10 protein-coding genes are annotated in these 12,973 nt (G+C 71.6%); 2 read left to right on the top strand and 8 right to left on the bottom strand.

Annotated elements, in window-relative coordinates; genetic code table 11:
* Positions 1–39 precede the first annotated feature (39 nt).
* Entirely contained in the window at positions 40–981 is a 942-nt protein-coding gene (locus ACFYW8_RS33120) for a 2-hydroxyacid dehydrogenase (RefSeq protein ID WP_389086093.1), read from the bottom strand.
* A gap of 76 nt (positions 982–1,057) precedes the next feature.
* Between ACFYW8_RS33120 and ACFYW8_RS33115 the strand changes: the two genes are divergently transcribed.
* Together ACFYW8_RS33115 and ACFYW8_RS33110 are read left to right on the top strand one after the other, a co-directional pair.
* On the top strand, positions 1,058–2,065 hold the full coding sequence (locus tag ACFYW8_RS33115) for an aldo/keto reductase (protein WP_365876348.1): 1,008 nt from the start codon (positions 1,058–1,060) through the stop codon (positions 2,063–2,065).
* Between the two features lie 103 nt (positions 2,066–2,168).
* On the top strand, positions 2,169–3,341 hold the full coding sequence (locus ACFYW8_RS33110; protein ID WP_389086087.1) for a PQQ-dependent sugar dehydrogenase: 1,173 nt from the start codon (positions 2,169–2,171) through the stop codon (positions 3,339–3,341).
* A gap of 107 nt (positions 3,342–3,448) precedes the next feature.
* Here ACFYW8_RS33110 and ACFYW8_RS33105 read toward each other — a convergent pair whose 3' ends face one another.
* The 7 genes from ACFYW8_RS33105 to gatB form a co-directional block, all read right to left on the bottom strand.
* Positions 3,449–6,532 carry an AAA family ATPase gene (locus ACFYW8_RS33105; RefSeq protein WP_389086246.1) on the bottom strand — a complete coding sequence of 1,028 codons (3,084 nt, stop codon included), beginning with the start codon at positions 6,530–6,532 and terminating at the stop codon, positions 3,449–3,451.
* Positions 6,533–6,699: 167 nt separating this feature from the next.
* Entirely contained in the window at positions 6,700–6,897 is a 198-nt protein-coding gene (locus ACFYW8_RS33100) for a hypothetical protein (protein WP_389086081.1), read from the bottom strand.
* A 176-nt stretch (positions 6,898–7,073) separates the two neighbouring features.
* Complete coding sequence (locus tag ACFYW8_RS33095) at positions 7,074–7,718, bottom strand: hypothetical protein (RefSeq protein WP_389086075.1); 645 nt, start codon at positions 7,716–7,718, stop codon at positions 7,074–7,076.
* A 34-nt stretch (positions 7,719–7,752) separates the two neighbouring features.
* Positions 7,753–8,328, bottom strand: a complete 576-nt coding sequence (locus tag ACFYW8_RS33090; RefSeq protein ID WP_389086071.1) for a GNAT family N-acetyltransferase — start codon at positions 8,326–8,328, stop codon at positions 7,753–7,755.
* The gene (locus ACFYW8_RS33085; protein ID WP_389086065.1) at positions 8,306–10,606 is read right to left on the bottom strand and encodes an MMPL family transporter; all 2,301 of its coding nucleotides are present in this window, start codon (positions 10,604–10,606) and stop codon (positions 8,306–8,308) included. The genes ACFYW8_RS33090 and ACFYW8_RS33085 overlap by 23 nt, the downstream gene beginning before the upstream one ends.
* Positions 10,607–10,789: 183 nt before the next feature.
* Positions 10,790–11,029: a hypothetical protein gene (locus tag ACFYW8_RS33080; protein WP_389086241.1), complete on the bottom strand. Its 240-nt coding sequence runs from the start codon at positions 11,027–11,029 to the stop codon at positions 10,790–10,792.
* A gap of 423 nt (positions 11,030–11,452) precedes the next feature.
* The gene (gene gatB, locus ACFYW8_RS33075) at positions 11,453–12,967 is read right to left on the bottom strand and encodes an Asp-tRNA(Asn)/Glu-tRNA(Gln) amidotransferase subunit GatB (RefSeq protein WP_365876334.1); all 1,515 of its coding nucleotides are present in this window, start codon (positions 12,965–12,967) and stop codon (positions 11,453–11,455) included.
* Positions 12,968–12,973 lie beyond the last annotated feature (6 nt).

Raw genomic sequence — 12,973 nt, 5'->3', positions numbered from 1 at the left:
AGGGTGCCCGAAGCGGACTCGGAGCGAGCGGGAAGTTGCTCAGGTGCCGGTGGTAAGGACCACGTTGCGCAGCGGCTCCCGGTTCACGAAGAGGGTGAGCTGATCCGCCAGCAGCCGCTTGGCGCGCGGCCGGAACGCCGAGGTGGGCCCGCCGACATGGGGACTGATGAGGACGCCGGGCGCATGCCACAGCGGGTGCCCCGGGGGCAGCGGTTCGGGGTCGGTGACGTCGAGGGCCGCGGTGATGTGCCCTCTCTCCAGCTCCGTGAGCAGCGCCGAGGTGTCGACGACGGGGCCGCGGGCCACGTTGACCAGGAGCGCGCCGTCCTTCATCCGGGACAGGAAGTCGGCGTTCACCAGGCCGCGGGTGGCGTCCGTGAGGGGCGTGGACAGCACGACGATGTCGAATTCGGGGAGCAGGGAGGGCAGTTCGGCGAGGGGGCGCACGGGACCGCGCGCCGTGGCACGGGAGGAGCGTGCGACGCGCGCGACCCGCGCGAGCTCGAACGGCACGAGCCTGTCCTCGATGGCGGACCCGATCGACCCGTACCCCACGATGAGGACGGACTTGTCGGCCAGCGAGGGGCGGAATCCCGAGCGCCACTCCTGCTTGTCCTGGCCCCGCACGAAGTCGGGGATGCCGCGCAGCGAGGCGAGGACCAGGGCGAGGGTGAGCTCCGCCGTGCTCGCCTCGTGCACCCCGCGGGCGTTGCACAACACCACGCCGGGGGGAAGGGACTTGAGGCTCGGCAGGACGTGGTCGACGCCGGCGGAGAGCGTCTGCACGACCCGGACCGACGTCATTTCGGACATCGGCCGCCGCGATACGGCGGGCGGCTTCATGTAGGGCACGACGTAGAAGACACAGTCGGCCGGATCCGCGGGAAACTCCTGGCCGCCGTCCCAGAAGCGGTACTTGAGGCCTTCGGGGAGTCCGTCGATCTCGTCGGCGTGAAAGGGAAGCCAGACATCGGAAGTCATGGTCAGGAGGTTATGCCAGGCGCCCATGCGCGCAGAGGTTAGGTTGGGGGGCCAATCGAGGGAGGATCACGGCCAGGTGGAGCGCAGAACGATCGGGGCCGCGGCGCTCGATGTGGGGGCGGTCGGGCTCGGCTGCATGCCGATGAGCTGGGCCTACACCGGGTCGCGACAGCGCGGCGAGGAGTCGCTGCGCGCGGTGAACACGGCGCTCGACCGGGGTTCGACGCTGCTCGACACCGCCGACATGTACGGCCCCTTCACCAATGAACTGCTCGTCGGGCGCGTGCTCAAGGAGCGGCGCTCCGAGGCCTTCGTCTCGACCAAGGTCGGCCTGCTGGTGGGTGATCAGCACCTCGTGGCCAACGGCCGCCCCACCTATGTGAAGCGGGCGTGCGACGCGTCGCTGCGCCGCCTCCAGACGGACGTGATCGATCTCTATCAGCTGCACCGCGCCGACCCGGAAGTGCCGGTCGAGGAGACCTGGGGCGCGATGGCCGAGCTCGTCTCGGCCGGAAAGGTGCGCTCGCTCGGGCTGTGCGCGGTGGGTGCCCGGTCCGCCCGACGAGCCGGGGCGCGGCTGCACGACGGAACGATCCGCCAGCTTGAGCGGGTGCAGCAGGTCTTCCCGGTGAGTACCGTGCAGGCCGAGCTGTCGGTGTGGTCGACGGAGGCGCTGGACGCGCTGCTGCCGTGGTGCGCGGCGCGCGGGGTCGGCTTCCTCGCCGCGATGCCGCTCGGCAACGGCTTCCTGACCGGCACGCTGACCCCCGGCGAGGGCTTCGAGCCCGACGACCTGCGGGCCCGCCATCCCCGCTTCACCGCCGAGATGATGGCCGCGAACCAGCCCATCGTCGTCGGGCTGAGACGCGTCGCGCGACGGCACGGGGGCGGCGGCCCTCCCGTCACGCCTGCCCAGGTGGCGCTTGCCTGGGTCCTGGCTCAGGGGCCGCACGTGGTCCCGGTGCCGGGGGCCAAGCGCGAGCGCTGGGTGACCGAGAACGCGGGGGCGGCCGGGCTGCGGCTGACGGCGGAGGATCTCGCCGAGGTGGCGGGGCTGCCGACGGCACTGGGATCCTGGGACTGAGCGGGGCTTCCGCATCCCTGCGCGGATTGCCTGTCCGTGATCGGGAACCCGTGGAACGCGAGCGGTGTATGAACGGGAGGACCGCCGCGTCGAAGGGACACTGATGGTGCGAGTTCGAGCAGTGACAGTCGTGTTGGCCACGACCGCGCTTCTGGTCACGGCCGGCTGTTCCTCCGGCGGCGGAGGGGGCCCGGCCGGTCCGAGCACGCTCCCGGGCATCGGGAGCACGGCGCCGACGTCCTCGTCCTCACGGAGCGCCACCCCCGAGGAGACGCCGCCGGCCAAGGGCTCGGTGAAGGTCCTGCGCACCGTCACCGAGGATCTCAACAGTCCCTGGGGCCTCGCGCCGCTGCCCGGGGGCGGTCTGCTGGTGTCCTCGCGGGACAAGGGGACGATCACCCGGATCGACGAGAAGACCGGCGGGAAGACCCTGCTGGGCCAGGTGCCCGGGGTGGCCCCGGCCGGCGAGGGGGGCCTCCTGGGGATCGCGCTCTCCCCCGGCTTCGCCGCCGACCACATGATCTACGCGTACATGACCACGGCCTCCGACAATCGCATCGTGCGCATGCTCTACGAGGAGCGGAAGCCGTCCGGTGAACAACTGGGCGCACCGGACACGGTCTTCAAGGGGATCCCCAAGGGAATGATCCACAACGGCGGCAGGATCGCGTTCGGTCCGGACGGGATGCTGTACGCGGGCACCGGCGAGACGGGTGACCGGGGCCTGGCCCAGGACAAGCAGTCGCTCGGCGGGAAGATCCTGCGGATGACGCCGGACGGCGAGCCGGCGCCGGGCAATCCGTTCCCCGACTCGCCCGTGTACTCGTACGGGCACCGCAACGTCCAGGGTCTCGCCTGGGACGACAAACAGCGGCTGTGGGCCTCGGAGTTCGGCCAGGACACCTGGGACGAGCTGAACCAGATCAAGCCGGGCGACAATTACGGCTGGCCGGTGGTCGAAGGCATCGGCCACAACAGCAAGTACCACGATCCGATTGTCCGGTGGCACACCGACGAGGCATCCCCGAGCGGGATCGCCTACGCCGGGGGGTCCATATGGATGGCGGCGCTGAAGGGCCAGCGCCTGTGGCGCATCCCGTTGAACGGCACCAAGGCGTCCGCGGCACCCGAGGCCTTCCTGCGGGGCACGTACGGCCGTCTCCGCACGGTCGTCTCCGCGGGCGGCGGCAAACTCTGGCTGACCACGAGCGAGACGGACGGCCGGGGCACCCCGGCGCAGGGCGACGACCGGATCCTGGAGCTGCAGGTGAAGTAGGCGGGCAGGCAGGACACTACGGGGCTTGCGCGGACTCCGGGTCCGATTCATTCGGGGCCGGGCCCGGGCTCCGCCCGGGGCCCGCCGGATCCCTCGCAGCCGGGCCCTCAGCCCGCCGCTCGGGCTGCCGGCGTCTCCGGCGGGAAGAGCCGCAGCCTGTGGGCCAGCGCCGCCGCCTCTCCCCGTCCGGAGACGTCCAGCTTGGCCAGAATGTTCGAGACGTGGACGCTGGCCGTCTTCGGGGAGATGAAGAGTTCCTCGGCGATCTGGCGGTTGCTGCGGCCGGCGGCGACGAGGCGCAGGACGTCGCGCTCCCGGCTGGTGAGGCCGAGCGCGGCCGCGGGGTCGGCGGGAGCGGTCCGGGGCGGTTCGGGCGCGTGCTCCAGGGTGACGCGGGCGCGCTGGGCGAGCAGGGCGACGGCGTCGGCGAGCGGGCGGGCGCCGAGATGGTCGGCGGCGCCGCGGGCCAGCCGGAGCAGTTCCGTGGCGCGGGCGCGCTCGTCGTCGTCCGCGCCCGTGACCAGCAGGGCCTCGGCGAGGCGGAGGCGGACCCGGGCGAGGTCGTAGGGGCGCTCCAGCGGTTCGAGTGCCGTGACCACCTCGAACCACTGCTCCGGGCTGCTCGCGCCGTCGGCCCGCTGGAGTTCGGCGCTGACCCAGTCCGCGTGGGCGAGCCAGACGGGGGCTCCGGCGGCCAGGGTCTTCGCGGTCGCACGGATGACTTCCACGATCCGGGCGCGGCCCTTTTCGGCGACGGGCAGGCCGCGGGCATCGGCCTCCGCGGTCGCGGCGGCCAGCAGCAGGGGCCAGGCGTAGCGCTGGGTGCCGGGCGGAAAACCCGCGTCCAGGGTCTGTTCCAGGGCGGCGCGGGCGTCGAGGAGGCGGCCCTCGGCGGCGGCGATGCCGATGGCGGTGCACAGCAGCGGCAGGGAATGCTGGGGCATCGGGTCGTGGGCGCCGAAGTGACCTCGGGCGGCGGCCAGTTGGCGTCCCGCCTCGATGAGGTCGCCGCGGGCCAGGGCGAGGGGCGCGAGGCGGGACGCGCCCAGGCCGGAGGCCTTGCCGTCGAGCCCGATGGCCAGGGCGTTGCGCGCGGCTTCGGCGGCCTCGTCCCACCGGCCGAGCGCGTAGAGCGATTCGGACAGATTGCCCCACACCCAGGCCTGGGTGTCCAACAAGCCCCTCCCGCAGGCGAGTTCGATGCCCTCGCGCAGGATCGTGACGGCCTCGCGGGAGCGGCCGAGGGATTCCAGATGGGAGGGCAGGTTGATGTGCAGACGGCCCACGACGTAGGCGGCGCCCTGCCGGTTCGCCCGCTCCCTGACCCGGTACATCTCGGCGAGCCCGGCCTCGACGTCGCCCGCGTCGACCAGCAGACCGCCGAGGGTGAGCCGGGCGTTCAGCTCCGTGTCCCGGGCACCCACCATGTGCGCGTACTCCACGGCGCGTTCGGCCGCGGAGAGGGCGCCGTGGCCCGGCTGGTGAAGCATGCTCCAGGCGGCGACCATGGACAGGACCTCGGCGTGCACCTCGGAGGGCGGGAGGCCGCGCACCAGGTCCTGGGCGGTGGCGAGTTCCTTCCAGCCGTCGCCGCGGACAAGCGCCTGGACGAGCCGGGAGCGCTGGATCCAGAACCACGCGGCGCGCAGCGGGTCGCCCTCGTCCTCCAGGAGGCGCAGTGCCCGCTTGGTCGTCTTCAGGGCGCGCTCGCGCTCACCGCACAGCCGGCCGGCGACGGCGGCCTCGGCCATCAGGTCGAGGTAGCGCAGGGGTGTGGTCGCGGGGCCGCAGGCGCCGGGGGTCCCTCCGGGCCCTTCGGGCAGCGGGGGTGGATAGGCCTCCACGTAGTCGATGGGGCGCAGTTCGGCCCGTACGGCGTCGGGAACCACCTCCCACAGCTCCATCGCCCGTTCCAGGAGCCGCAGTTGCTCGGAGTGGGCGTGCCGGCGGCGGGCCTCGACCGAGGCGTCGAGGACGGCGGGCAGGGCTTTGGCGGCGTCATGGGCGTGGTACCAGTAACTGGCCAGTCGGGTGACGCGCTCGTCGGGCGGTACGAGTGCCGGGTCGGCCTCCAGGGCCTCGGCGTAGCGGCGGTTGAAGCGGGAGCGCTCGCCGGGCAGCAGGTCGTCGCTGACGGCCTCGCGGACCAGGGAGTGGCGGAAGCGGTAGCCGTCGCCGCCCGGTGAGGCGATCAGGATGTTGGCGCCGACACAGGCGCGCAGCGCCTCGATGAGGTCGTCCTCGGCGAGCTGTGCCACGGCGGCGAGCAGTGGGTACTCGATGGTGCTGCCGCCCTCGGCGACGATCCGGGCGACCCGCTGGGCGCTCTCCGGCAGTCCTTCGACGCGGACGAGGAGCAGGTCGCGCAGCGTGTCCGTGAGTCCCGTGCGACAGCCTTCGTGGGCGGCCACGGCGAGTTCCTCGACGAAGAACGCGTTGCCGTCGGAGCGGGCGAAGATCTCGTCGACCTGGGTGGTGTCGGGTTCACGGGCGAGGATTCCGGCGATCTGACGGCCGACCTCGGCCCGGCTGAAGCGGCCCAGCTCGATGCGGCGGACCGTACGGAGGCGGTCGAGCTCGGCGAGCAGGGGGCGCAGCGGGTGGCGGCGGTGGATGTCGTCGGCGCGGTAGGTGGCGATCACGAGGAGGCGGCCGCTGCGCAGCGTTCGGAAGAGGTAGGCGAGCAGGTGGCGGGTGGAGGCGTCGGCCCAGTGCAGGTCTTCGAGGACGACGACGACCGTGCGGTCCGCGGCGACGCGTTCCAGGAGCCGGGCGGTGAGCTCGAAGAGGCGGGCCATGCCGTTCTCCTCGTACTGCCGTCCCGGGGTCGTCCGCGCGAGCTCGGGGAGCAGCCGGGCGAGTTCCTCCTCCTGTCCGGCTGCCGCGGCGGCGAGCTCGTCGGGCAGGGTGCGGCGCAGGGCGCGCAGGGCGGTGGAGAACGGTGCGAAGGGAAGGCCGTCCGCGCCGATCTCGACGCAGCCGCCGCTTGCGACGACGGCACCCTCGCGGGCGGCGGCGGTACCGAACTCCTCCAGGAAGCGGGTCTTCCCGACGCCGGCCTCGCCGCCGAGCAGCAACGCCTGCGGCTCCCCCGCGGCGGCGCGGGCGAGCGCGTCGTTCAACACCCCCAGTTCGTCTGCGCGTCCGACGAACACCGGGCTGACGGACCTGGTCTCCACGGGCCCGAGCATGGCACAGGGGGCCGACAGGGCGGCAGCGGTTATCGGGACGACGAGCAGTGCGCCGCCGGTCGGCGGGCCGCCGACCGGCGGGAGGCGGCCGACCCCCGTACGGCCGCCCTCCCGCACGCCCTGTGGACGGCCGGGTGTCGAACGGCCGTCCACAGGAGCCCCCGCGCTCATGCCGCGCGGGCGAACCGGTGCCGGCGGGGACGGTCGCTATGGGACTGCCCCTCCGTGTCGTCCTGTGCGGACCGGTGGGCGGTCGCGCGGTGGGCGGCCCGGCGGCCGCTCGCGGCCTCCTTGGCGAGCCGGTAGGTCTGGGCCTTGCGGATCAGTTCCGCGGACCGGAGCTGCTGAAGGTCGTACTCGATCATCTCGTAACCCCTTGTGAAGAGCCGGTTTCGGCTTCGCTTGTTCGCGATGCCTCAACCCTCGTCTCCCAGGGGGGTGCGCCACATCGGGAGAGTTCCGCATCTTGGGAACGCGAAGGGCCTTAGGGCGGGCGCCGGTTTCCCGCGCCCGCCCTAAGGCCCCTCAGGGTCGTCGGGATTCAGCTGGTGGAGGGCAGTCCGAGGATGAGGTCGGAGTACTTGGCGACCGCGAGCACCAGTCCGACGACGCCGAGCGAGATGCCCGCCCAGGCGACGGACTTGATCCAGGCGGCCTGCGGCTTGCCGGGGGCACCGAACGCGGGCCGGACCAGCACGACGACGCCGACGATCAGCGCGGCCAGCGCGAAGAGGCCGCCGATCAGCGCGGTGGTCGCCCAGGCATCGCCGTAGACCTCCTTGACCTGCGCGGCGACGCTCGCGGTCGACGAGGCCTGGAGCTGGAGCTGGCCGTTCAGGGACTCCCGGGCGGCGGCCACGGTGGCGACCCAGCTGCCGGTCAGCGAGACCACGCCGAGTCCGGCGGACACCACGGCGGCGGCACCCTGGCCTACACCGGTGTCCTGTCCCGCTTCGGCCGAGTCGTCGTCGGCCGCGAGGTCCTCGTCGGCCTCGTCCGTCTCGTCGGCCGCGTCCGGCTCCTCGACGTCGGCCGCGCTCCCGGCGGCCTCGGCGGCCCCGGCCCCGGTCTCGTTGTCCGTGGACGCCTCGGCGTTGTCGGTCTTGGTGACGTCCACCGTCTGCTCGTCGCGCTTCGCCTCGGTGCCGGTCTCGGCCCCGGCCTCGTCAACTGTCTTGGTTCCCATGAGCGCACCGTACGGACGCTGTCTGAGAGGTTCCTTAATGTTCTCTGTGGGCCGCGTCCGCGCGTGCGGCACGCCACTCGGGCGCGAGCACGGACCACACCTCCAGGTCGTGCCGGACCCCGCGATGGGGGTGCTTCTCCCGGAACACGCCGTCCCTGCTCATGCCGAGCCGCCGGGCCACGTTCAGGCTCGGGACGTTGCCCGCCGCGGCGACCCACTCCACGCGGTGGATCCCGCGCTCCTCGACCGCCCAGTCGATGAGGATCCGCATGGCCCGGGTGACCAGACCGCGCCCGGAGGCGGCGGGTTCCAGCCAGCAGCCGACCTCGCAGTTGCCCTGTTCCGCGTCGAAGTTCAGGAAGAGCACCCCGCCCACGAGCTTCCCCTCCAGCCACAGGCCGTGCAGGGACCCGGTACCGGCGGCGCGCATGTCGGCGTACCTCTGCAGGTGCTCCCGCGCGGACGGCACGTCCGTGGACTTGGACCCGAAGGGGATGAACTGCCCGATGAACTCGCGTCCCCGGTCCAGGTGCGCGAGGAACTCCTCGGCGTGCCACGGCTCCAGGGGCCGCAGTTCCGCTCCGTCGTCACCCAGGGATATCGCGTACATCCCGCTCCCGCTCCGTCGTCGGTACGTCCGTCATCTCGGCGTCCGCCGCCGCGCGGCCCAGTACGTCCGCCGCCTCGGCGTCCGTGGCCTCGGCCAGCCTCTCATGCGCGGCACGGCACTCGGGCGGCTCGATGCTGATGCGCGGCAGCCGCCGGTCGAGCCAGCGGGGCAGCCACCAGTTGGCGTCACCGAGCAGGTGCATGAGGGCGGGGACGAGGAGCGTCCGCAGGATGAAGGCGTCCAGGGCGACGGCGGCGGCGAGGGCGATGCCGAACATCGCGATGACGCGGTCGCCGCTGAGCACGAAGGCGAGGAACACCGAGATCATGATGACGGCGGCGGAGTTGATCACCCGGCTCGTCTCGGCGAGGCCGACCCGGACGGCGCGCCGGTTGTCACCGGTCTCCAGCCACTCCTCGTACATCCGGCTGACCAGGAAGACCTGGTAGTCCATGGAGAGCCCGAAGAGCACCGACACCATGATCACGGGCAGGAAGGGCTCGATGGGTCCCGCGCGGCCGAGGCCGAGCAGCTCACTCCCCCAGCCCCACTGGAAGATCACTACGACGACTCCGAAGGCGGCGGCGACGGCGGCGATGTTCATCGCCGCGGCCTTGAGCGGGATGCCGATCGAACGGAACGCGAGCAGCAGCAGGACGCAGCCGAGGCTGATCACGACGCCGACGAACAGCGGGAGCTTGCCGACGATGACGTCCGCGAAGTCGTCGTAGCTCGCGGTCACGCCGCCGACCTGCACATCGAGGTGGGTGCCCGACTCGGCGCGCGGCAGGACGTCGGTGCGCAGCCGGTCGACGAGGTCGCTGGTCTTCTGGGACTGCGGCGCGGAGGCCGGGACGACGGTGAGGAAGGCGGTGTCGCCGGCGCCGTTGTACGTCACCGGTGTCGCCGCCGCGACACCCTCGGTGGCCTGCAGCGTGGCGTCCAGGTTGTCCAGGGCGAGCCTGTCCTCGGCGCCGCCGACCTTGGTGACGAGGGTCAGGGGCCCGTTCACGCCGGGGCCGAAGCCGTGCCCGATGAGGTCGTAAGCCTGCCGGGTGGTCGTCGTCTCCGGGTCGTTGCCCTGGTCGGAGGTGCCCAGGTGGAGGGAGAACGTGGGGAGGGCCAGCAGGGCCATCACGACGACGGCCACGGCGCCGAGCAGCTTGGGGTGGCGTTCCACGAAGGCGGACCAGCGGGCGGCGAACCCGGTGGCCATCTCCGGCTCGGGCCCGTGCTCCTCCAGTCGCCGCCGCTCGCGGCGGCTCAGTGCGCGTGGGCCGATGAAGGAGAGCAGCGCGGGCAGCAGGGTCACGGAGGCCGCGACGGTGAGGACGACGGTCAGCGAGGCGGCGACGGCGACGCCGTTGAGGAAGCTGAGCCTCAGGATGAGCATGCCGAGCAGGGCGATGCAGACGGTGGCGCCGGCGAAGACGACCGCGCGTCCCGTGGTGGCGACGGCGTTCTGCGCCGCCTCGGCCACCGGCAGTCCGCGTTTGAGGCCGCGGCGGTGTCTGGTCACGATGAACAGCGCGTAGTCGATACCGACGCCGAGGCCCACCAGCATGCCGAGCATGGGGGCGAAGTCGGCGACGGTCATGGCGTGCCCGAGGAGCACGATGCCGAAGTACGCAGTGCCCACGCCGACCAGGGCGGTGGCGATGGGCAGCATGGAGGCGGCGAGCGAGCCGAAGGCGAGGAAGAGGACCACGGCGGCGACGGCCACGCCGACGATCTCGGCCAGGTGCCCGCCGGACGGCTTGGTGAGGGCGATGGCGGTGCCGCCCAGTTCGACGTCGAGCCCCTTGGTCTCGGCGGCCTTCGCGGCGCCGACGACGGCCTGGACCTCACCCTTGTCGAGGTTCTCGGCGCGGTCGGCGAAGGTGACGGTCGCGTACGCCGTCCGGCCGTCCGCGCTGATCCGGCTGTCCGAGTTGGTCCGGCCCGGTCCCTGGTGCGCGTACGGGCTGTCCACCGAGGCCACTCCGGGGAGCTTCTCGATCTTGTCCAGGGCGCGGGTCATCGACTGTTCGACGTCGGCGGCGCGCACGGTGCCCGAGCCGGTGTGCCAGACGACGGTGTCGCTGTCGCCGCCGAGGCCCGGGAAGCCGGTGTTCAGGAGCTGCGTCGCGTGGCCCGATTCGGTGCCGGGTACCTCGTAGTCGTTCGAGTACGCGGAACCCGTCACGGCAGCCGCGGCGGTCACACCGCCGAAGGCCAGAAGCCAGAGCAGAACGGCGACGAGGCGATGCTGGACACACCAACGTGCGAGGGCTGCCACGAACGAGCTCCCTGGGGGATATATGGATCTTTATCGGGAACTGCCCGCAAAGAACGCATGACTAATGCGCCATCACTCTTACAGCCGTAAATGATCCTTTGTCGCGTTCGTGGGCTTACTCACAGGTCCGGGACTCATGTCACAGGACATTGCTGTGGGCTCTGTCACCCCGCCCGTCATCGCTCAGTCGAGCTGGTCACCCACGGCCATGACCATCACACCGACGATCATCAGCCACAGCGCCCGCCGGGTGCGGCCCTTGGAACCCAGCACGGACGCGCCGGCGCACAGGACGGCCCCAGAGGCATAGGAGAGGGGTATGAGGGCCCTCGTGGAGGTGGTGGAGCGCATCGCCGACGCGGCGAGCCCTGCGACGGCCAACAGGGCTCCTGTCCCGACGGCGGTCCAGCGGGCCCGGCGTATCTCCGGGTCATGATCCTCGTCGTCGGGATCCTCCGGGTTCTGAACCTCGCCGTCCTGAACCTCGCCGTCGGGATCTTCCGGGTCCTGAACCTCGCCGCCCTGAAGCTCTTGGCCATGTTCCTCTTGGCCATGTTCCTCGCGGTCGGGCGTCTCGCGGTCGTGCGCCTCTTTGCCCTGCTCCTCTTTGCCCTGCTCCTCTTTGTCCTGCTCCTCTTTTTCCTGCTCCTGCGGGGCCTGAACCACTGGGTCCTGGACCCTGCCGTCACGCGTCTCGCCGTCGTGCGTTTTGTGTTCTTGCGTCTCGGAGTCGGTGCTTCCACTCATGGCGCGGGAGCGTAGCGCGTTGATCTGAGCACGCCGACACAGACCCCAGGGGGCGCGCCGGTCACGACGCACCCCCTGGGATGTGGGAAAACCCGGACCTCAGCCTTCGCTGACACCCAGCTTCTCCAGGATGAGCTCCTTGACGCGAGCCGCGTCGGCCTGGCCGCGGGTCGCCTTCATGACCGCGCCGACGAGCGCGCCGACGGCCTGGACCTTGCCGCCACGGATCTTGTCGGCGATGCCCGGGTTCCCGGCGATGGCCTCGTCGACGGCGGCGGTCAGCGCGCCCTCGTCCGAGACGACCTTCAGGCCGCGCTTGTCGACGACCTCGTCCGGGGTGCCCTCGCCGGCCAGGACGCCTTCGATGACCTGACGGGCGAGCTTGTCGTTCAGATCGCCGGAGGTGACCAGCTCGGCCACCCGGGCGACCTGCGCCGGGGTGATCGGCAGGTCCTCCAGGGCCTTGCCCGACTCGTTGGCGCTGCGCGCCAGCTCGCCCATCCACCACTTGCGGGCGGAGGCGGAGTCGGCACCGGCTTCGATCGTCGCGACGATCGAGTCGATGGCACCGGCGTTGAGCATCGACTGCATGTCGTGGGCGTTGACTCCCCACTCCTCGCGCAGCCGGTTGCGCCGGGCCAGCGGCTGCTCGGGCAGCCCGCCGCGCAGTTCCTCGACCCAGTCACGGGACGGGGCGACGGGGACGAGGTCGGGCTCCGGGAAGTACCGGTAGTCCTCGGCCTCCTCCTTCACGCGCCCCGAGGTCGTGGACCCGGTGTCCTCGTGGAAGTGGCGGGTCTCCTGGATGATCGTGCCGCCGGAGTTCAGCACCGCGGCGTGGCGCTGGATCTCGAAGCGGGCGGCACGCTCGACGGAACGCAGGGAGTTGACGTTCTTCGTCTCGGAGCGCGTGCCGAACTTGTCGCGGCCGTGCGGGCGCAGCGACAGGTTCACGTCACAGCGCATCTGGCCCTGCTCCATCCGGGCCTCGGACACACCGAGCGCCTTGATGAGCTCGCGCAGCTCGGCGACGTACGCCTTGGCGACCTCGGGCGCCCGCTCGCCCGCGCCCTCGATCGGCTTGGTGACGATCTCGATGAGCGGGATGCCCGCCCGGTTGTAGTCGAGCAGCGAGTGGGACGCGCCGTGGATACGGCCGGTGGCGCCGCCGACGTGCAGCGACTTACCGGTGTCCTCCTCCATGTGGGCGCGCTCGATCTGCACGCGGAAGATCTCGCCGTCCTCCAGCTGGACGTCCAGATAGCCGTTGAAGGCGATCGGCTCGTCGTACTGGGAGGTCTGGAAGTTCTTCGGCATGTCCGGATAGAAGTAGTTCTTCCGGGCGAAGCGGCACCACTCGGCGATCTCGCAGTGCAGCGCGAGGCCGATCTTGATCGCGGACTCGACACCGGTCGCGTTGACGACCGGGAGGGCGCCGGGCATGCCGAGGCAGGTCGGGCAGGTCTGCGAGTTGGGCTCGGCGCCCAGCTCGGTCGAACAGCCGCAGAACATCTTCGTCTTGGTGCCGAGTTCGACATGGACTTCGAGGCCCATGACGGGGTCGTACGTAGCGAGTGCGTCCTCGTACGACACCAGGTCGGTCGTGGTGGTCACGGTGAA

Origin of the sequence: Streptomyces sp. NPDC002742, from assembly GCF_042888885.1 — a bacterium.
Lineage (GTDB): Bacteria > Actinomycetota > Actinomycetes > Streptomycetales > Streptomycetaceae > Streptomyces.
This window is presented reverse-complemented; position numbering and strand designations above follow the sequence as displayed.

What these genes read in the sequence shown, in the direction of transcription:
- ACFYW8_RS33120 (WP_389086093.1), bottom strand. Translation starts at nt 981, where the DNA reads ATGACTTCCGATGTCTGGCTTCCCTTTCACGCCGACGAGATCGACGGA.
- ACFYW8_RS33090 (WP_389086071.1), bottom strand. Translation starts at nt 8,328, where the DNA reads ATGTACGCGATATCCCTGGGTGACGACGGAGCGGAACTGCGGCCCCTG.
- ACFYW8_RS33095 (WP_389086075.1), bottom strand. Translation starts at nt 7,718, where the DNA reads ATGGGAACCAAGACAGTTGACGAGGCCGGGGCCGAGACCGGCACCGAG.
- ACFYW8_RS33100 (WP_389086081.1), bottom strand. Translation starts at nt 6,897, where the DNA reads ATGATCGAGTACGACCTTCAGCAGCTCCGGTCCGCGGAACTGATCCGC.
- ACFYW8_RS33110 (WP_389086087.1), top strand. Translation starts at nt 2,169, where the DNA reads ATGGTGCGAGTTCGAGCAGTGACAGTCGTGTTGGCCACGACCGCGCTT.
- ACFYW8_RS33105 (WP_389086246.1), bottom strand. Translation starts at nt 6,532, where the DNA reads ATGCTCGGGCCCGTGGAGACCAGGTCCGTCAGCCCGGTGTTCGTCGGA.